Here is a 20,882-nt window from a genome sequence, read left to right as displayed (position 1 = left end):
TGTAGCGGAAGAGAAATGAAAAATGCTTGAACTGATTGCATTTTTAAGCTGTTTTGAGTCCATTGGAGGATTTTTAGTGTCCATTCTAGCTAAAAAGGCATAGGAGTCATAATCTTATTACAATAATAAAAACGAGTGTCATTTTTCTATAAAAATGAACACCCGTTTTTTACCTTTAAAGGATAGTTGATTTTATAGGATAAAGAACTTGGAATGAACCGCTGAGCAGACCAAATACACGGTGGCGGTTGTTTAGCTACCTACAAAATGAAGGCAATCCGCAGCTAGCCTCACCGCTGGTCCGAATGGATGCTTAGAGTATATTCAGTCTGCGAGCTATTTTACTATAGATACATACTATATAATTTTTAGCCAACCTCTTTAATATTTTTGGATATTGCATCTGCTAGTTCTGGGGTGATTTCTTGTGTGGGGTCAAAGTTTTTTAGCAATGTATTCATAATTTGGCCAACTGCACCCTGTCCTGAAAATTCAAGTGAAAGGGTGACTCGCGTGCGCTTCGGTTGTAATTGCTTTGCTCTTAATTCTCCTTTACCTTGAATGTGATTAGACTCGCTTGCAAAGTCAAATTGTAGGTAATTCGGTTCGTTTCGTTGAATAATGTGCGAGTGAACCTTGACATTACGCTTCCACATTCCAAACTTTGCCTGGACGGAAAGGACGAATTGCTGATCCGAAATTACCTCATGATGAATGTAACCAGGAATAACAGTTAAACAATGAAAATTTGAGTTAATCCATTTCCAAATTGTTTTTATAGGAAAATCTAAATCTATACTGTGTACCAATAAAGGCATAATTGGTAGTACCTCACTTTCCATGTTATTAATGGATGCCACTACTTCAAATGGAATAATGATTCCAATAAACCATGTATATGTCGTATTTCCTTTCCTGATTCCGAAAATTAGCAAAGAGAAAATAGGTAAGTTTAGGAAGTCATATAGCCGTTCGAATTGGACCGTATCGAAGAATGATGTTATGTCCTGAAAATCCTCATGAATTCAAACTTTCTTGTATTATTAGATAGCACTTTTGGACGACGAATACATATTCGTTGACGCATATCTTTCCTTTTTTAGGACAAGTTAGAAATAAAATATGAAAAAGAGAGGACTAGGAATTGATGAAAACAAAATGGGCATTATTCGTTGTTCATTTTCTTATAGCTTTCGTGCTTATTGGCTGCGATAAAATAGCAGTTCTTGATCCGAAGGGACCACAAGCGCAAACACAAGCAAATGTGATTTGGCTATCGATTGGCATTATGTCAGTTATTGTAGTAGTTGTTTGCGCAATATTAGTTTTTGTATTAGTGAAATACAGAGATTCGAAACTACCAAAGGATTATGAACCACCTTATATTGAAGGAAATCGTGTAGTAGAGACGATTATTGTTATTGTGCCGATATTAATTGTTGCGTTTTTTTCTGTAGTAACGATAATTACTAACAATAAAGTAGAGGCGACACCGCAAGCGTATAAAGGGCAAGATCCATTGATTGTTTATGCGTCCTCGTCGAATTGGAAGTGGCATTTTAGTTACCCAGAAGAAAACATCGAAACTGTGAATTACTTGTATATTCCAACGAATCGTCCCCTCGAATTTAAGCTATACTCTTTTGGGCCGATTACAAGCTTTTGGATTCCCCAATTAGGAGGTCAAAAATATGCCATGAGTGACATGGTAACGACATTACATCTAGCTGCTGATGAGGCAGGGGAGATGATGGGAAGAAATGCAAACTTTAGTGGTGTAGGGTTTGCTGAAAATTCCTTCTATGTCGAAGCAATGTCACAGGATGATTTTGATGATTGGGTAACAGAGGTTAAGGAAACTGCGGAGCCATTGACCGAGGAGAAATTTCAGCAATTATTAAAACCTGGTCATTTAGGTCAATTGACATTTACTGGAACCCATTTACCGTTCTCACCAGCTCCAGAAGGAGAGCATGCTGGACATAATCACGGAAAAGATGGTCCAAAAGCAGATACGAATGGTAATCAAGAGCATGATGTGCATGAACATGATACGAGTACTAGTTAAAAAATAGAGTTGTCGTTTTAATTTATTTCTATATGGAAGAAAGAAAAACTAAGAATAGAAAGGAAATAAAAGCATGGGTTATTTCTCTAGATTTGCCGTACCACATCCTAGTCCAGCCATATACGCATCCATGATTGCAATTGCTGTTACGGTTTTCTTGATAATTGCGGGTATTACCTATTTTAAAAAATGGATTTACTTATGGGATGGCTGGATAACAACTGTTGATCATAAAAAAATTGGGATAATGTATTTAATATCTGCGTTACTAATGCTATTCCGTGGTGGAGTCGATGCGCTAATGATGCGTGCACAGCTTGCCGTACCGGACAATAAACTATTAGATTCCCAGCACTATAATGAAGTTTTTTCTACTCATGGTGTCATCATGGTTCTCTTTATGGCAATGCCTTACATTATGGGGTTGATGAACTTTGTAGTTCCATTACAAATTGGTGCTCGAGATGTTGCATTCCCGAGACTTAATGCGGTCAGTTTTTGGTTGTTCTTTATGGGGGCAATGCTTTTCAATCTATCGTTTGTAATTGGAGGTTCCCCTGATGCAGGATGGTCCTCGTATTTTCCACTTGCAGGGAATGAATTTAGTCCACATGTAGGAACAAACTATTATATGATTAGTATTCAAATTGCTGGAATTGGCACGTTGATGACAGGGATAAATTTTCTTACTACCATATTAAAAATGCGTGCACCAGGAATGACGCTGATGAGGATGCCAATGTTCACATGGGCGAGCCTTACGACATGTATTATTATCATCTTTGCTTTTCCTGTATTAACAATCGCACTTTTGATGGGAACGATGGACCGATTATTTGCAACGAAATTTTTCACGATAACCGATGGTGGAATGGATATGTTATGGGCGAACCTTTTCTGGGTATGGGGACATCCCGAAGTATATATATTAATTTTACCAGCGTTCGGTTTATTCAGTGAAATTATTCCAACCTTCTCGAGAAGAAATATTTATGGCTATACATCCATGGTTGCTTCTATGGTATTAATCTCTTTCTATTCCTTTTTAGTATGGACCCACCATTTCTTTACGATGGGACAAACTGCCTATGTGAATAGTATTTTCTCGATTACTACGATGATTATTGCAATACCGACGGGAATAAAAATATTTAACTGGTTGTTCACCATGTGGCGAGGGAGGATTCGCTTTACCGTACCAATGCTTTATTGCTTAGCGTTTATCCCATTATTTACGATAGGAGGAGTAACAGGGGTAATGCTAGCAATGTCTGCTGCCGATTATCAATACCATAACACAATGTTTTTAGTTGCACATTTTCATAATGTTATTATACCGGGTGTCGTATTTGCGGTACTTGGAGCATCAACCTACTATTGGCCAAAAATGTTTGGTTTTGTATTAAATGAAAAAATCGGAAAGCTGGCATTTTGGTTTTTAGTGATTGGTTTTTGTTTAGCATTCTTCCCAATGTATATTACAGGCTTAGATGGACAAGCACGGAGAATGTATACCTATTCAGAGGATACAGGATTTGGACCGTGGAATATGGTGGCAACTATTGGCGCAGTATGTATGGCCATTAGCTTCGTCTTAATTGTTTATATGATTTACTACAGTATACGTAATGCGAAGAAGGAAGCAGTGTCCGATCCTTGGGATGCACGAAATTTGGAATGGGCAACACATACACCAGTTCCAGAGTATAATTTTGCGATTATCCCACAGGTCAACTCTAGGGAAGCCTTTTGGGATGCAAAGTATAAGGGGCATCCATTATTTAAAGGGGATTACGAAAAAATCCATATGCCAAATAATAGCGGGGTTCCGTTCCTTATGTCTTTATTCTTCTTTGCTCTTGGTTTTGGGCTCGTATTCAGTATGTGGTATTTAGCGATATGTGGATTAATAGGTGTCTTTATTTGTATGGCACATCGTTCCTTTGAACAAGATCATGGTCGCTATATTTCTGTTGAGGAGATTAAAGAAACGGAAGCAAAATATGGAGGGACGCATAAATGAAAGTGGATCACTCACAACCTCTTGAATACAGTACGGAGCAAAATCGCCTGAATATTTTAGGTTTCTGGATTTTTCTAGGAGCCGAAATTATGCTATTTGGTACACTTTTTACTTGCTATTTTACTTTAGTCAATCGAACATCGGATGGACCGATAGGAGCCGAAATTTTTGAAATTACACCTGTTCTAATGGAAACGTTCTTGCTTTTAACTAGCAGCTTTGTGATTGGTCTTGGGATTCATGCGATGCGTCTTGGTAATAAAAAAGCGATGCAAGCTTTCTTTATCCTTACATTGCTGTTAGGCATCGGTTTTTTAGCTTTTGAGATAACTGAGTTTATTACGTATTATGAGGAAGGTGCAACATTACAAACAAGTGCATTTACATCGATTTTATTTACTACATTAGGGACACATGGTGCACATGTTAGTTTAGGGTTATTCTGGGGATTATTTATTATTTTACAAGTGAGAAAACGCGGCATAACACCTGTAACAGCCAATAAATCATTTATTTTCTCCCTTTATTGGCATTTCTTAGATGTTGTTTGGATCTTTATCTTTACCTTTATTTATATGAAAGGACTGACACAGTTATGAAGGAATTATTCCCTGCCAAACAAGTAGGGGGCTTTGTTTTTTCATTAATTTTGACAGGTGTGGCATTATTGGTTTACTACTTCAATATGTCTCGAGCAGTTGGGCTAACCATTTTAACGTTAACGGCATTTATTCAAGCAGCCGTACAGCTCGTTGTCTTTATGCATGCCCGAGAAATAGAGGATAGTAAATCGGTTTTCACGACAATTTATTATGCTATTATCATTGCATTAGTGACGATCTTTGGGACATTATTGTGTATGATCTGGGGCTGGAATTATTAAAGAACAAATGGAATCGAAGATACATGATTTGGAAACCAATTAAAGGTTTCCTTTTTCTGTTTACAAGGAGGGAAATCATAAGAAAAAGTAGAAGATAATATCATTGCGAAAGAGAAGGGAGCAGAAGCCGATGCGTAAGCAGCTTATCACGGAAGTTGCCAATCGAATTTTACAGTTGAATTTAAAGCTATCACATCCGATCAGAGTTGGCGTAAGTGGGATAACAGCATCTGGAAAGACTACATTTGCTAATGAATTAGCAGTAGAACTGCAAATGCAAAACAATCATGTGGTGCGGGCTAGTATCGACCAGTTTCATAACCCGCGTTCATTACGATATCGAAAAGGAAAGGAATCGGCAAGAGGATACTATGAGGATGCCCATGACTATCAGTCATTTAAGGAAAAACTTTTACTACCATTAGGTCCAACAGGTAACTTTCACTATCAAACGATATCCTTTGATTTAGAAAAGGACGAATATGTTTTACTAGATCCAATCCAAGCGAAAAATGATTCCATTTTTATTATTGATGGGACATTTCTTTTTAAAAAGGAATTAATTAAACTATTTGACTTGAAAATTTTTGTTCAGACAGAATTTGCTGTCGCAAGAGTCAGAGGTGCAAAGCGAGAGACGGCTGCTTTTGGAAGCTATGAAAAAGCAGAAAAAATGTTTCTAAATCGATACCACCCAGCATCCAAATTTTATTTAGACGAACATGCCCCATAGGATAATGCGGATATTGTAATAAATAATAATGATGTAAACCATCCGTTTATCATCTCCTAAACTATAAACGGTATTCCGTCCATTTGCTCGTTTCGTCGGCAATATCAATATGTTAGACTAGTAAAAACTAGCTTTTTACTAGAGAGGAGAGAAAACAATGAAGCAAATCTATGCATTTGAAACGAAAGAAGAGTATGAAAAATTTCAAAAGGTCATTCAAAGCTTTGATAGGAAACTGAAGGACTATCAAAATACGCTGGAAAAGGATTATGCATTAGTCGATTTACCAAAAGGGGTAGTATGGACAACGGAAGAATTGGCAACTACTGTATTTTCGGAGCTACCGATACCAGCCTTCACTAATAAAAACTTAATTTATATGTCACCAGATATCCATACTTGGAGAAAACTTCTCATTAAGCAATTGGACGGAAAGGATCTACCAAATATCCAAAACTTCTATGAAAACTTTTCCGAAAATCATCTGTTTGTTATATTGGCACATGAGCTCACCCACCATTCGGATTTGTTCATGGATGAGTTTGACGACGAGCGAGAGAATAGTATTTGGTTTGAGGAAGGTATGTGCTTTTATTTGCCAAGAAAATTACTACTAAATGAAAAGGAATTTCAAGAAATTACGGAGATTGAAACAGTGTTAGTGGAGGTTTTCAAGGAGAAATATGGTCATCATTCACTGGAAGATTTCGGGGAAAGCTCCTATAAAGGAAGCTTATCGAGCATTATGTTTGATTATTGGCGAAGCTATCTTTCTGTCAAGCATATCGTAGAGGTTTGGGCAAACCACAATATAAAATTAGTATTTAATCGCTATCACCAGTGGATAAAAGATGACAGAAAAACCCCGTTAATGAATTATTTTAGTTGATTGAACTTTTTTCTAAATAGAACAATAAGTACGAAAGAAATCACAAGCTAGCTGTCAATTGCTAATTTGTGATTTTTTTGTACTTGAATATCTAAATTAATTTGTTTTCGGAATTATTTATTTTTATTGATTTTGATACACCAATAGTGTATGATGCATAGTATATAAAGAATACTGTATGACATATAGTAAGGAAAGGTGAGTTGATGAGTAATTTATTGAATTCCTTAATTACGGAGCTTCGGAGAGGAACGTTAACATTAGCTGTGTTAAGTCAACTGCAGACTCCTCAATATGGCTACTCGCTTGTTCAGCTTTTAGAGGCATCTGGTATTGCCATTGATCAAAGTACGTTATACCCATTGCTTCGCAGATTGGAAAAACAGGAGCTTGTGTTAAGTAGCTGGGATACATCGGAGAGTAGACCGCGCAAGTACTATGTTTTAAGTGATTATGGGAAGGAAATTTTTTTGCAGCTGAAAGAGGAATGGATGAAAAATTCTAAGGAGCTTTATCGGTTACTAAAGGGGGAGAATGAGGATGGAATTAATTGAGATTTATATTCAGGAGGTTACTCGTAGATTACCGGAAAAAATTCGTGAAGATATCGCACTAGAGCTAAGATCTACAATAGCTGATATGCTACCGGATAATTATCAAGAAGCGGACGTGAAAAAAGTACTTGAAAAATTAGGAAGTCCTGTTGCTTTAGCTAACGGTTATCGTGATCGCCCAATGCATTTAATTGGACCTCGCTACTATGATATTTATGTCACGCTTTTAAAAATGATTTTTCCCATTGCAATCATTGTGTCACTTATCTCTTTAATTGCCGAATATATGATTGGATATAGTGGTGAAAAGGCGGTTCTTCCTGTTGTATTAGATATAATAGGCATCGGAATATGGAGATTATTTGAAATGGCAATCCAAGTATTCTTTTGGTTAACGGCAGTATTTGCACTTATTGAAAGAATGGACAATGGAAAAGAACAGCAACCATTAACAGCAAGCTTGAAAAAATGGACACCGGATGATTTAAAACATATTTCATATATTCCAAAGAATAAAGCAATCACTAAGTTTGAAGTGTTTGGTGCATTACTGTGGACTGCAATATGGGCAACGTTATATTTTTATGCTAATCAGCTAGTTGGTGTATATGAAGGTAATGGAGAACGATTAGAGTTTGTGATTCCTGCTTTAAACCAAGAAGTTTTACTACATTATTGGATATTGGTTGTTATCGTTATCGGTAGTGAAATTGCATTGTCTCTTTATAAATTAATCAAAGGACAATGGACGAATAGAATCGCAATTGCGAATACATTACTTCAAGTATTTGCAACTATTGTATTTCTTCTCATAGTATTGAATCCAAATGTAATCAATTCAGATTTTATTACGTATTTAATGGATCTATTTCATATAACCGCTGGCAAAGTAAAGGCATGGATTGTGTGCATTGGAATTATCGGTTTTATTGTGTCTGCCGCAATCAGTGTCTATGATGGGTTTCGTAAAGCAAAAAAAAGTTAATCGTAATTTGTGTAGGAATGCCTATTAATCATAAAAGATGTAGGCATTTTTTTATTTAAAGGATTCGTCTTGGTCGTTAGAAAATGAAAATTTTAGCTTGGGGAAGGAGATGGAAGCTAAAAAGTAGAAGTAAACCTAGAAATAATAAACATTGACGATAGGGAGGAAAGTGGATGAGTAAATTTGGTTTGTTTGGTAAGTTTACCGTCAAAGAAGGGGAACGGGATACTTTTGAAAAAATTTTATTAAAAGCAGCGGAGTCCTTACAAAATATCGAAGCGTGTGAGTTATATTTGGTAAATCGATCGGATGAGGATGAAAATGCAGTATTTGTGTATGAAGTATGGAGCAATCAAGATGCCCATCAAGCATCATTAGCTCTTGATAGTACGCAAGAAATGATTCAACGAGCAAGGCCAATTATTACCGGAATGGAGAGAATTGCTACTTTTCAAAGTTGTGCTGGAAAAGGAGTGTAAAGAAATTTTTAGAAAAAGTGAATCCAAATTACAGATGCCATTCGTATATAGGAATAGCATCTTTTTTTTGCCCCGTTTTACCTGTGAACTGTAACGGAATTTTGATTTTTATCCATCATAAAATAAGCATCGTTCGAATATTTTTTGACCAACAATAGTCAAATCCATTCTATCGCACTAATTGTTGGTCAACAACATCCACATATATTTCGTGGGAATCTTTTTATTGGAATTAAATTTTCGCTAGTGGATGATCTTTATTTCGCCACGGTACAACAAGAAATAGGGAACAAATTTACTGATTACCAATGTTTTTATTGGGAAACCTAATGGAAGGTTATTTTGACATTTTTATTTTCGAAAGGAGAAAAGTGGATGGACTCACTATGGCTCGAGTATGCTTGGGCATTGTTAGTTTTAATTGGCTTAGAAGGCTTATTATCAGCTGATAATGCTCTTGTATTAGCAGTTATTGCAAAGCATTTACCGGAGGATGAGAAGAAAAAAGCAATTAATTATGGTATCATTTTAGCCTTTGCGTTCCGATTTCTTGCACTTTTTGGAATTTCTTTCATTGCAAACGTTTGGCAAATACAAGCAATTGGTGCAGCCTATCTCCTTTACCTTGGATTAAAGCATGTCATACAAGCACGATTCGGAAAAGCAAATGAGAAAATTCATCAGGAGGAGGCAAAGGAATCAGCGGGAAAAGGCTTTGCTCCTACTGTTGGCAAGATTGCGCTAGCAGACCTTGCCTTTGCGATTGATTCGATTCTTGCTGCAGTTGCTCTTGCACTTGGTCTTCCTGATTCTCCGCTCAGAAATTTCGGTGGAATGGATGGTGGGCAATTCATTGTTGTGCTCCTTGGAGGGATTGCAGGTCTTGTCTTGATTAAATTTGCTGCAACCTGGTTTGTTAAACTATTGGAAAAACGCCCGGCATTAGAAACAACCGCTTACGCAATTGTTGCCTGGGTCGGTGTTAAGCTGGCAATCATTACCCTTGCCCATGAAGATATTGGTGTTCTCGATCATGATTTTCCACATAGTACTTTGTGGACATTAATCTTTTATGGTGTGTTAGTTGCTATTGCACTTATTGGTTGGTTTGCACCAAGTAATAAAAAACAAAACAAAAATTCAAACTAGCAGATGCTAAGATAGTGGCATTTACACTTGTAGATGCCACTTCATTTATCCAAAGAAATCTTTGTGTTTAAGAAAGGAAGCGCAGTTTTAAATGGATAATATGAACATTTCCTATAAACTACCGAAACGAATATTAACCCCAACAGGTGGCTTTTTAAAGGAATACACACATTCATTAAATCCTTATGTAGGTTGCTCCTTTGCCTGTTCCTATTGTTATGTACGGCAAAGCCCAATTGGATTGTTTCGAAACCAGGAATGGGGAACATGGGTGGATGTAAAACAAGAAGTAAAGGAGAAAATTAAAACCGAAATACATAATTTTAAGAAACGAGGGAAAGAAGTTACAATATTTATGTCTTCAAGTACGGATCCGTATCAGCCAATTGAATATCAAGAAAAAATAACAAGATCTTTACTAGAAGGAATGGTTGCTACGCCACCAGATTTTCTATTTATTCAAACGAGAAGTCCGATTATCACCAGAGATATTGATTTACTAGTTCAACTGAAAGATAGGCTACGCATTAGCATGACGGTGGAAACGGATAACGAATCCGTTCGGAAGAGATTTTCTCCAAAAACACCGCCGATTGCTGCTAGATTAAAGGCGATTCGAAAGCTTCGTGAGCATCATTTACCAGTGCAAGTAGCAATTGCTCCGATTTTACCTTTTTCTGAAAGGTTCCCAGAAACCATCTCTCAATTAGTGAATCGAATCGTTGTAGATGATTTTTTTACAGGGGACGGTAGTAATGGAAAAAGAACGGAGAGATTAAATATTAAATCTTTATATGAAGAAGACCAATTAGCGAATTGGTATGGAGAAAATGCACACCTATTTGCTATTGAACAGTTGAAAAACTCCTTTTCACCGGAACAGATCTTTATCAGCAAAGAAGGTTTTCTTCCATTTTGACAAGCTTGTAGACGAATCTTTAGCTTATAAACACAAAATTGCTACAAATCTTCTATTTTTTATAAAATAACACAATAATTATTAATATTTTGTAATATAATAGATTTTAAGATAGCGTTTACATTCTTTTATTTATAAGGGGGAACGGTTATGAAAAGAGATTTAGAGAAATTGATTTCACAAATGACATTAGAAGAAAAGGCTAGTCTATGTTCAGGTCTTGATTTTTGGCATACGAAGGCGATTGAACGTTTAGGAATTCCATCAATTATGGTGACGGATGGACCACATGGACTTCGGAAACAGGAGGAAGGAGTGGATCCTTTAGGGATTAATGACAGTGTTCCGGCAACTTGCTTTCCTTCTGCTGTTGGGTTAGCAAGTACGTGGAATCGGGAATTAATTTACCAGGTTGGAGTTGCATTAGGCGAGGAGTGTCAGGCAGAGAATGTCGGTGTATTATTAGGTCCGGGTGCCAATATAAAGCGTTCCCCACTTTGCGGAAGAAATTTTGAATATTTTTCAGAGGATCCATTTCTTTCCGCAGAAATTGCAGCAAGTCATATAAACGGTGTACAAAGTCAAGGAGTTGGAACATCGCTGAAGCATTTTGCTGTCAATAATCAAGAACATCGTAGAATGTCGATTGATGCGATAGTGGATGAACGATCATTGCGGGAAATTTATCTTGCAAGTTTTGAAGGAGCGGTGAAAAAAGCACATCCGTGGACTGTTATGGCTGCCTATAATAAAGTGAATGGTTCGTATGCATCAGAAAATGAATACTTATTAACCGACATTTTACGTGATGAATGGGGATTTGAAGGGTTTGTTGTATCGGACTGGGGAGCTGTTAATGAACGTGTAGATGCCTTAAATGCAGGTCTAGAGCTGGAAATGCCTTCAAGTCATGGGCTTGGAGATAGAAAAATTGTAGAAGCTGTTCGTAGTGGCAAGCTGTCAGAAACATTATTAGATCAAGCTGTTGAAAGATTATTACGGGTGATTTTTCAAGCAGTAGATAATAAAAAAACATCTGCTAGTTATGACAAGGAACAGCATCACCAGCTTGCGAGAGATGTTGCTAGTGAAAGTATGGTGTTATTAAAAAATGAAGAACAGATCCTACCACTCAAAAAGGAAGGGACGATTGCAGTAATCGGTGCATTTGCGAAAACACCAAGATACCAAGGTGGTGGAAGCTCACATATTAATCCGACAAAGCTGGATAATATTTTAGTGGAAATGGAAACATCTGCTGGTAAAAATGCAACTATATTGTATGCAAAAGGTTATGCTATTGAACATGATGAAATAGAGGAAGATTTAATAAGCGAAGCTAAAGAAGTCGCTAGTTCAGCAGATAAAGTGGTGTTATTCGTAGGATTACCTGATCGTTATGAGTCGGAAGGGTATGATCGTAAACATTTACAGATGCCTGTTAATCACGTCAAGTTAATTGAAGAAGTGGCAAAGGTTAACAGAAATATTGTAGTCGTATTAAGTAACGGTGCACCAATTGAAATGCCATGGATTGATAAAGTGAAAGGATTGTTAGAAGCTTATTTAGGTGGGCAAGCACTAGGGGGAGCCATTTGTGACGTATTATTTGGTACTGTCAATCCGAGTGGAAAAATAGCAGAAACATTTCCGAAGCAGCTTAGTGACAACCCGTCCTTCTTAAATTTTCCAGGGGAAAGAGATAAAGTGGAATACAAGGAAGGTATTTTCGTTGGTTATCGTTATTATGATACGAAAAAAATTGCACCACTATTTCCATTTGGCTTTGGACTGAGCTATACAAGCTTTGCCTATAGCGACCTTACCGTAAGTCAGAAGGAACTAAAGGATACAGATATTCTTACCGTTACTGTGAAGGTGAAAAATATTGGAGATGTAGCAGGTAAAGAAGTTGTCCAGCTTTATGTCAAGGATTTAGAAAGTAGTGTTATCCGACCGGATAAAGAGTTAAAAGGATTTGTGAAGGTGGAACTTCAGCCAGAAGAGGAAAAAACGGTTGAATTCCATTTGGATAAACGGGCATTTGCTTACTTCCATGTAGAATGGAATGATTGGCATGTTGAGGCGGGAGATTTTGAAATATTAGTTGGGAAATCTTCTCGAGATATTGTGCTTAAGGAGAAAGTATCCATTACCTCCACTGTGTTGATAAAGCAACCTGTCCATCGAAACACAACGATTGGAGACTTATTGTCCGATCCTATATTAGCACCAATTGCACAGCAATTATTAACAAAAATGCAGGAAGGAAATGCAGCATTAAGCATGCCTGAATCGGATGGAGAGCATTCGGAAATGATGGCAGCGATGATGAAATATATGCCTCTCCGCGCATTAGTAAACTTTAGTCAGGGGGCATTCACAGAGGAAATGCTTTCCGGACTTATCGAACAATTAAATCATTATTTGGTTAATGAATTTGCATAAACGGTTAGTTAAAATTTACCAGTAATAATATCCCAAATGTATATCATCCTATGAAGGATTAAAATATGTTTGGAGGTATTTTTTATGGCACAGAATTTACGTGAAATTATGACAGATGATGTTATAACAGTAAAAGAATCACAATCGGTTCAAGAATGTGCAGCACTTATGAGCCAACATAATATCGGTGCAATTCCAGTTGTAAATAATAGCGGACAAATGGTTGGGATTGTAACCGATCGGGATATTACCCTTCGTACGACTGCACAAGGGGAAAATCCACACACACCGGTGTCTGAAGTGATGACATCTCAACAAATTGTTCAAGGAACACCAGATATGGATGTACATGAAGCTGCGAATATAATGGCACAACAGCAAATCCGCCGCTTACCAGTAGTGGAGAATGGACATATCGTTGGAATGGTTGCTCTCGGCGACCTAGCAACAGAAAATATTTATGCAAATGAGGCAGGAGAAGCATTACAGGATATATCCTCGCCTTCTTCTCCACAGCAATAAGTCTTTTTATGTGTGAATAGTAAAATAAAGGAAGGCCGAATCCCTGTGGTTTGGTCTTTTTTATGTGTAATAAGTCCCGTTATTAAAAAAATGCATTCCAATTTCTTTGAAGTTGTTTAGAAATATTTTCACATAAAATTATTTGTAAATAGCATTTAAAGAGAAAGTGGGCAGTGAATTTCACTGATAATATTTTATTAGTATATGAATTTTAATTACAAACATCAGTATATTAAAAATTATTAGAAAAGTACTTTACAAACGAAAAACTATGTTGTTTAATAAAGTTAACGAAAGCGCTTTCTTTATTGTTTTTGCATGTTTTTGTAAAGGGGAAGGAAAATGCTCACGATATACGATATCGCAAAAAAGGCAGGTGTTTCGGCTTCAACTGTATCAAAAGTTCTTAACGGACGACCCGGAGTCGGAAAAAAAACAATAGAAAAGGTTAAACAAATTACAGAGGAATTAGGATATTATCCAAATTCGATTGCTAGAGGATTAGCAACTAAGAAATCTAAAACAGTAGGTGTTTTTTTTGAAGACCATTTAAATTCAGGGTTTCGCCATCCTTTCCTACAGGATATATTAGCCAGTTTTAAAGATGTGATTGGTGCACATGGCTATGATTTAATTTTTTTCACCAATAATCATCCAGATAATCATGTGGAAACATTCGAAGCACGTGCAAGACATCGAAATGTTGACGGATTATTTTTAATGGGTATTCCAAGAACCGATAAAAACTTAGATGCAATTATTGCAAGTAATATCCCATGTATTTCCATTGATTTAGACTTATGTGGCCCACGAGCGAATTACATCTGCTCGGATAATATTGGCGGAGCAGCAAGTGCTGTCGAGTATTTCATTTCCAAAGGGCATAAAAAGATTGCTTGTATCACTGATTTTTTTGCAACAAAGCCAGGTGAGGATAGATTGGTTGGCTACCTACGGGCGATGGAGAAACATGGACTTTCTTTAAAAAAGGAATGGATTGCTCGCAGTGACTTTTCCGACCAAGGTGGTCTGCTATCGACTCGGAAGCTACTTGACAGTGATCCATCGTTAACTGCAATATTTTGTGCAGGAGATATGATGGCACTAGGTGCAATGCGAGCGATTAAAGAGAAAGGACTAGCGGTGGGGAAGGATATTTCCATCATTGGGTTTGATAATATTAGCTTATTATCGTATGTAACCCCAAGCTTAACAACTGTTTCTCAAAAGAAAGAAGCAATGGGAGAAATGGCAGCAAAAGAATTAATAAAACTAATGGAGGATCCATATTATCGTGCAGATCCCATTACGATTGAAACGGAATTAATAATTCGGGATACCGTGTGTAATCTCGTGGAGAATAGCTAAAGAATGGCTGTCAATTCCACTTTAAGGGGGTGGTAATGAAATAGTTTAATAGAGTACTATATTTTATTAATTGTAAGCGGTTACTTTATGCGTCTTTTGTTCTTATTGCTGATTATAAATTGGATGGACCGCTAAAAAAAAGAGGGGGATAAAAAGTGAAGTTTAAAAAACGTGTATTGACATTGTTAATGGTGATGATTGCATTTGCACTTGTGTTAACTGGATGTACAGACAAGAGTTCCTCGGGAAATCAAAATGAATCTGGAAATGAAAGTAGTAGTGGTGAGACAAAACCATTGATTATCGGACTTTCTCCTGCTGGTCAATGGCAAGAAAACTTCAATCCGTTTTCTAATACTGCAATGGGTGGAACGAATGGTTTGATTTATCAGTCACTTTGGTATTTTGATAATGTTAGTGGTCAGGAATATCCAATGCTAGCTACAGAATATGAATGGACAAATGACAATACTACTTTAGTTGCTAAGCTTCGTCAGAATGCGAAATGGTCAGATGGAGAGGCGTTTACTGCAGATGATGTCGTGTTTACCTTCCAGCTATTAAAGGATTATCCTGCAGCGGATACTTCTGGAATTTGGGCACAAGTCACATCTGTTGAGAAGCAGGATGATTATACGGTTGCTTTCAACTTTGATCAAGCAAACGTTCCATTCCAAAGCTATGTGTTAGGATCATTAATCGTTCCTGAACATATTTGGAAAGACTTAGGCGATCCATCGAAAGTACAAGTAACGGATCCAGTTGGTACTGGTCCATACGTATTAAGCTCCTTTACTTCTCAGCTTTACAAGATGGTGAAAAATGAAAATCACTATGATGCTGATAAATATGTAATTAATGAGCTTCAGTTCCCAGCATTTAGTGGGAATGATAGTGAGCAGTTGGCACTTGCAAAAGGTGAAATTGATTGGGCGGGAATTTTCATTCCGGATGCTGAGAACGTATTTGTTGCACAGGACCCAGACCATAACCATTTCTGGTTCCCAGCAAGTAATAACGTAACCTTATATCCAAACTTGAAAAATCCTATCTTAAGCGATGTTGCTGTTCGTAAAGCAATCAGTTTAGCAATTGATCGCCAAAAATTATCGGATCAAGCAGCTTCTGGTTATGATCCATTACCAAGCACAACAGCATTGATTTTGCCAAGGGATGAAAAATGGATTGATCCAAGTATTCCAAAGGATCAATTGGAATTTGAATTAAATGTTGATAAAGCAGTCCAAACATTAGAAGATGCAGGCTATAAAAAAGGTAGTGATGGAATCTTTGTTTCACCAGATGGAGAAAAATTATCCTTCACTTTACAAACAGTATCTGGATGGACTGACTGGGCAACTATGGCACAGTTAATTTCCCAATCGTTAACAAGTATGGGTATTGAAGTGACTGTAGATATGCCGGAATATGCAACATATGCAACAAATGTTCAAAATGGAGAATATGACTTAGCCATTTCATGGACAAATGCAGGACCAGATCCGTACCGTCAATATCAAGATATGTTAAACAGTAATGGATCTTGGAATCTCCAACAATGGAGCGATCCGAAAACCGATGAAGCATTACAAAATTATCAAAGCACAACTGATGAGGAAGTACAAAGAGAATCAATTTATTACTTGCAAAATGTGATGGTAGAGCATTTGCCAACTATTCCATTAGTAAATGGTCCAGTATGGTATGAATATCGAACAGAAAACTTTGTTGGCTGGCCAACAGAAGAGAATCCTTATGTGAATCCTGCGCCATTCAACTGGCCGGCACCTGCGATTACTATTTCTAATTTAAAACCAGCGAATTAATCTAAAGACGGAAAAGGCGAAAGCCTTTTCCGATCATTATTCTACCAACTGGAGGGAAAACAATGCGCTATGTTATTAATCGCATCGGTTTTTTTATCCTATCATTATGGGCAGCGATTACGATAAATTTCATTTTGCCACGGATGATGCCAGGGAATCCGGCTGATGCCATGTTTGCAAAATTTCAAGGACAGCTAACAACATCTGCATTAGAAGCAATGAAGAAGGCTTATGGTATTGGAGAATCGAGTTTATGGCAGCAATATGTTGACTACCTTCGTGGCCTATTTTCCTTTGACTGGGGCTTGTCCTTTATGCAATATCCAACGCCTGTAAGTAGTATGATAGGATCAAGTTTACCGTGGACCATTGGTCTTGTAGGTGTCGCAACACTAATTTCTGTTTTTCTAGGGACTGCATTAGGGGTTTATATTTCATGGAAAAGAAAAGGGTTCCTTGATAATACACTACCTATCGTTTCAATGGCTTTCCAAGCATTACCTTACTTCTGGGTCGCACTTTTATTTGTTTTTGTTTTTGGATTCAAATTAGATTGGTTTCCGATGTCGCACGGGTATGATCCAGCAATTACGCCTGGATTTACAAGCGAATACCTTTTAAGTGTTTGGAATCATGCATTTTTACCAGGACTAACATTATTACTTGGTGGCTTGAGCGGGTGGATTGTTGGTATGCGTAACAATATGATTTACACACTTGGTGAGGACTATGTAACATTTGCTGAAGCAAAGGGTGTAAAAACTTCACGTTTAATGTTTTCTTATGCGGCAAGAAACGCAATTTTACCACAATTAACAAGCTTTGCGATTGCGATTGGGAATGTAGTGAGTGGCTCTATTTTAACAGAGCAAGTTTTTTCTTATCCAGGGATTGGAAATCTATTAACAGACGCCGTACAATCACAGGACTTCCCAATGATACAATCATCCTTTCTATTAATTGCTGTTGCTGTGCTAGTAGCAAACTTAATTGTGGACTTATTATATAGTCGTCTCGATCCACGAATTCGTACAGGGGGTGCTAACTAATGCAAACAAATATATCACCGGCATCTCAACCAAGTATGGAAGCCCCTAAAGGAGGAAATTTCCGGAAAATTTTCCGTATCTTTCTACCGTTCTTTTCCAATGCAAAGTCGACAGTGGGTTTCATTATCTTTTGTATTTTTGTGGTAATTGCTATTTTTGCACCGATAATAGCACCGTATGATCCGAGTGCTGCCATTCATGTGCCGAACTTGTCACCAACTGCTGACCATTGGTTTGGTACGACGAACACAGGTCAAGATATTTATTCACAGTTTATTTATAGTGCAAGAAGTACAATGGTTGTCGGGTTTGGTGCTGGTATCTTATCGACCATCATAGGCTTAATATTTGGTGTTGTCGGCGGATACAGAGGTGGTTTGACCGACGCTATTCTTGGTTTTATTACGAATATTTTCCTAGTAATGCCTGGTCTAGCCTTAATGATTGTTATTCAGGCGTATTTAACAGCTTCTTCTCCTTATTTAACTGGCCTAATAATTGCGTTAACTGGCTGGGCATGGGGTGCAAGGGTGTTTCGTGCCCAAACAATGACACTCGCAAACCGTGATTTTATATTAGCAGCAAAAATGTCCGGAATGTCCTCCTTCCGAATCATGGTCACACAAATTTGTCCAAATATGATGTCGATTATCGCAGGAAATATTATGTTCGCAACATTGGGAGCAATTCTTGCTGAAGCTGGTTTAGCTTTCCTTGGCTTTGAAGACATTAATTCGATAAGCTGGGGTACGATGCTTTATTGGGCAAGTAATAATGCAGCACTGATTCGTGGAGCATGGTGGTGGTTTATTCCTCCTGGACTCGGAATTGGCTTAGTCGGACTTAGTTTAGTATTGATGAACTTTGCAGTAGACCAAATCACCAATCCTCGTTTGAAGGTGCAAAAAAGGAGGAAGAATCATGGAAGCAAAGCAGCCCGTGCTTGAACTTGAGAATGTCTCAGTAGCATATGATTCCCAGGCAGGAATGGTTCAAGCAGTGAATGATGTCTCCTTAAAAATCTATGAAAATACTATTGTTGGTTTAATCGGAGAATCTGGATCTGGGAAATCCACCCTTGGCAATGCCATTATGCGATTATTGAAAAATAGTGCGGTGTTAACAAATGGAACCATTAAAGTAAACGGAAAAGACGTTTACCAAATGGATAAAAAGGAACTTCAAAAATTCCGCTGGAGTCAAATGTCCATGGTATTTCAAAGTGCTATGAATGCACTAAACCCAGTGTTAACAATTGAAGCACAAATTCTAGATGTTTTGCTTAGTCATCACAAAAAAATGTCAAAGAAAGAAGCAAGAGCAAAAGCAGTAGAGTTAATGGAAATTGTAAGTATCGATCCATCCCATTTGAAGAGTTACCCACATGAGCTTTCTGGAGGCATGAGACAGCGGGTCGTCATTGCAATTGCCATTGCGTTAGATCCAAAATTAGTAATAATGGATGAGCCTACGACAGCGTTAGATGTAGTTGTTCAGCGCTCGATACTAGATAAAATTAAAGAAATTCAAAAGGTTAAAAAGTTTGCCATTCTATTTATTAGTCATGACTTTAGCCTAGTATCCGAACTAGCTTCAAAGGTTGCGATTATGTATGCTGGTAGATTTGTAGAAGTAACAGATAGTCAATCGCTAAAGCAAGCAGAAGGACATCATCCGTATACGCAAGGTCTTATTCATGCTATTCCACATTTGACTGCAGATGAGGTTTCCATTGAAGGAATTCCAGGAAATCCACCAGATCTTGTCGATTTACCTAGTGGATGTGCCTATCATCCACGTTGTCCATTTGCAAATGAGCGATGCCGAATAGAGCGGCCGGCTATTAGCAAGGTGAATAACCGCGAGATCGAGTGCCATCTTTATGATGTAGAGAGAAAAGAGGTGGTTAAGTCATGAAAGAAGCAGCTAGCAAAGAATCCGCGACACTAGTGGAAGTTGAGGACTTAGTCATCAAGTTTCCAGTCCGTGGAAATAAAAAAAATCGCTTTATCACACCTGTGGATAAAGTTAGTCTAAAAATAAAAAAAGGTGAAGCATTGGCATTAGTTGGTGAATCAGGTAGTGGCAAAACGACAATTGGTCGGGCATTAGTGCGATTACTAAAACCAACGGATGGTAAGATTTTGGTGGACGGCGAGGAAATAAATGATTACAAAGGCAAATCACTTGCGAAGTACCGACAAGTGGCACAAATGATCTTTCAAGACCCTTTTGGTTCTTTAAATCCTGTAAAAACAATTGAAAGCCATGTGAAATTCCCACTGAAAAAGCATCAAGGATTTAAAGGACAGGAGTTAGATCAAAAAATAACCGATTTATTAGTACAGGTTGGTTTAACTCCTGTAAATGAAATACGAAAAAAATACCCACATGAATTATCTGGAGGGCAAAGGCAGCGACTTGCCATTGCGCGAGCATTAGCGGTAAATCCGCAATTTATTGTTGCAGATGAACCAACCTCCATGTTAGATGTATCGATACGTGCAGGAATTTTGCAGTTAATGAATGATTTAAAGCAAGAATTGGATTTATCGTATTTATATATTACCCATGACCTAGCATCTGCCCGCTACTTTGGGGACCGGATAATGGTTTTATATGGTGGGAAGGTTATGGAGATAGCTGAGTCTAAGGAATTAATAAAGCATCCATTAAATCCTTATACACAATTATTGCTATCGGCTACACCGGGCAGTGAATCCCAAATTAATTTAAAGGATATGACAAACGAGCCTCCAGACTTAGGTGAAGGAAGAAAAGGTTGTCCGTTTGTCCATCGTTGTCCGTTAGCATCCAATGAATGTAAGGAAAAAATGCCAGCACTTGAAGAAGTAAGCAATGGTCATTTTGTTGCCTGTTATCATTATGATAAGGAAAAGATTGTGTTTTAAAAGACAACGAAGATGTTTGATTTATATTGTATAAGGGCAGCTAGAAGTTAAGGAAAAATATTGCAAAAAATAGCG

Annotated in this window: 20 protein-coding genes; 19 read left to right on the top strand and 1 reads right to left on the bottom strand. The window is 37.5% G+C overall.

Annotation, left to right across the window (positions count from 1 at the left end):
• Positions 1 to 368: 368 nt before the first annotated feature.
• A complete protein-coding gene (locus OEV98_RS03435; protein ID WP_263071799.1) occupies positions 369 to 818 on the bottom strand; it encodes an SRPBCC family protein in 450 nt (149 codons plus the stop codon).
• Between the two features lie 329 nt (positions 819 to 1,147).
• Between OEV98_RS03435 and qoxA the strand changes: the two genes are divergently transcribed.
• The 19 genes from qoxA (at position 1,148) to OEV98_RS03340 (ending at position 20,807) form a co-directional block, all read left to right on the top strand.
• Positions 1,148 to 2,068, top strand: a complete 921-nt coding sequence (gene qoxA / locus OEV98_RS03430) for a cytochrome aa3 quinol oxidase subunit II (protein WP_263071954.1) — start codon at positions 1,148 to 1,150, stop codon at positions 2,066 to 2,068.
• A 73-nt stretch (positions 2,069 to 2,141) separates the two neighbouring features.
• A complete protein-coding gene (qoxB, locus tag OEV98_RS03425) occupies positions 2,142 to 4,091 on the top strand; it encodes a cytochrome aa3 quinol oxidase subunit I (RefSeq protein ID WP_263071798.1) in 1,950 nt (649 codons plus the stop codon).
• Positions 4,088 to 4,690: a cytochrome aa3 quinol oxidase subunit III gene (gene qoxC, locus OEV98_RS03420; RefSeq protein ID WP_263071797.1), complete on the top strand. Its 603-nt coding sequence runs from the start codon at positions 4,088 to 4,090 to the stop codon at positions 4,688 to 4,690. Before qoxB ends, qoxC begins: the two co-directional genes overlap by 4 nt.
• Positions 4,687 to 4,974 (top strand): cytochrome aa3 quinol oxidase subunit IV, encoded by a 288-nt coding sequence (gene qoxD / locus OEV98_RS03415; protein ID WP_263071796.1) that lies wholly within the window; start codon positions 4,687 to 4,689, stop codon positions 4,972 to 4,974. The genes qoxC and qoxD overlap by 4 nt, the downstream gene beginning before the upstream one ends.
• Positions 4,975 to 5,104: 130 nt before the next feature.
• The gene (locus OEV98_RS03410; protein WP_263071795.1) at positions 5,105 to 5,707 is read left to right on the top strand and encodes a nucleoside/nucleotide kinase family protein; all 603 of its coding nucleotides are present in this window, start codon (positions 5,105 to 5,107) and stop codon (positions 5,705 to 5,707) included.
• Between the two features lie 157 nt (positions 5,708 to 5,864).
• The gene (locus OEV98_RS03405) at positions 5,865 to 6,596 is read left to right on the top strand and encodes a hypothetical protein (RefSeq protein WP_263071794.1); all 732 of its coding nucleotides are present in this window, start codon (positions 5,865 to 5,867) and stop codon (positions 6,594 to 6,596) included.
• Positions 6,597 to 6,802: 206 nt separating this feature from the next.
• Positions 6,803 to 7,150 (top strand): PadR family transcriptional regulator, encoded by a 348-nt coding sequence (locus OEV98_RS03400; RefSeq protein ID WP_263071793.1) that lies wholly within the window; start codon positions 6,803 to 6,805, stop codon positions 7,148 to 7,150.
• A complete protein-coding gene (locus tag OEV98_RS03395; RefSeq protein WP_263071792.1) occupies positions 7,137 to 8,135 on the top strand; it encodes an HAAS signaling domain-containing protein in 999 nt (332 codons plus the stop codon). Before OEV98_RS03400 ends, OEV98_RS03395 begins: the two co-directional genes overlap by 14 nt.
• Before the next feature lie 173 nt (positions 8,136 to 8,308).
• Positions 8,309 to 8,614: a putative quinol monooxygenase gene (locus OEV98_RS03390; protein WP_263071791.1), complete on the top strand. Its 306-nt coding sequence runs from the start codon at positions 8,309 to 8,311 to the stop codon at positions 8,612 to 8,614.
• Between the two features lie 375 nt (positions 8,615 to 8,989).
• Complete coding sequence (locus OEV98_RS03385) at positions 8,990 to 9,763, top strand: TerC family protein (RefSeq protein ID WP_263071790.1); 774 nt, start codon at positions 8,990 to 8,992, stop codon at positions 9,761 to 9,763.
• 100 nt (positions 9,764 to 9,863) lie between these two features.
• Positions 9,864 to 10,682, top strand: coding sequence for an SPL family radical SAM protein (locus OEV98_RS03380; protein WP_407676486.1), 819 nt, complete (start codon positions 9,864 to 9,866; stop codon positions 10,680 to 10,682).
• Positions 10,683 to 10,832: 150 nt separating this feature from the next.
• Positions 10,833 to 13,130: a glycoside hydrolase family 3 C-terminal domain-containing protein gene (locus tag OEV98_RS03375; protein WP_263071788.1), complete on the top strand. Its 2,298-nt coding sequence runs from the start codon at positions 10,833 to 10,835 to the stop codon at positions 13,128 to 13,130.
• 84 nt (positions 13,131 to 13,214) lie between these two features.
• Positions 13,215 to 13,652: a CBS domain-containing protein gene (locus OEV98_RS03370; RefSeq protein WP_263071787.1), complete on the top strand. Its 438-nt coding sequence runs from the start codon at positions 13,215 to 13,217 to the stop codon at positions 13,650 to 13,652.
• A gap of 342 nt (positions 13,653 to 13,994) precedes the next feature.
• The gene (locus OEV98_RS03365; protein WP_263071786.1) at positions 13,995 to 15,020 is read left to right on the top strand and encodes a LacI family DNA-binding transcriptional regulator; all 1,026 of its coding nucleotides are present in this window, start codon (positions 13,995 to 13,997) and stop codon (positions 15,018 to 15,020) included.
• Positions 15,021 to 15,175: 155 nt separating this feature from the next.
• Entirely contained in the window at positions 15,176 to 16,846 is a 1,671-nt protein-coding gene (locus tag OEV98_RS03360; RefSeq protein WP_263071785.1) for an ABC transporter substrate-binding protein, read from the top strand.
• A gap of 62 nt (positions 16,847 to 16,908) precedes the next feature.
• Positions 16,909 to 17,895 (top strand): ABC transporter permease, encoded by a 987-nt coding sequence (locus tag OEV98_RS03355; protein ID WP_263071784.1) that lies wholly within the window; start codon positions 16,909 to 16,911, stop codon positions 17,893 to 17,895.
• Positions 17,895 to 18,842, top strand: coding sequence for an ABC transporter permease (locus tag OEV98_RS03350; RefSeq protein ID WP_263071783.1), 948 nt, complete (start codon positions 17,895 to 17,897; stop codon positions 18,840 to 18,842). Before OEV98_RS03355 ends, OEV98_RS03350 begins: the two co-directional genes overlap by 1 nt.
• Complete coding sequence (locus tag OEV98_RS03345; protein ID WP_263071782.1) at positions 18,817 to 19,812, top strand: ABC transporter ATP-binding protein; 996 nt, start codon at positions 18,817 to 18,819, stop codon at positions 19,810 to 19,812. The genes OEV98_RS03350 and OEV98_RS03345 overlap by 26 nt, the downstream gene beginning before the upstream one ends.
• Entirely contained in the window at positions 19,809 to 20,807 is a 999-nt protein-coding gene (locus OEV98_RS03340) for an ABC transporter ATP-binding protein (RefSeq protein WP_263071781.1), read from the top strand. The genes OEV98_RS03345 and OEV98_RS03340 overlap by 4 nt, the downstream gene beginning before the upstream one ends.
• Positions 20,808 to 20,882 lie beyond the last annotated feature (75 nt).

Source organism: Perspicuibacillus lycopersici, assembly GCF_025660475.1.
Lineage (GTDB): Bacteria > Bacillota > Bacilli > Bacillales > Caldibacillaceae > Perspicuibacillus > Perspicuibacillus lycopersici.
The sequence above is the reverse complement of the archived record's forward strand: the minus strand, read 5'-3'. Positions and strand labels throughout refer to the sequence as shown.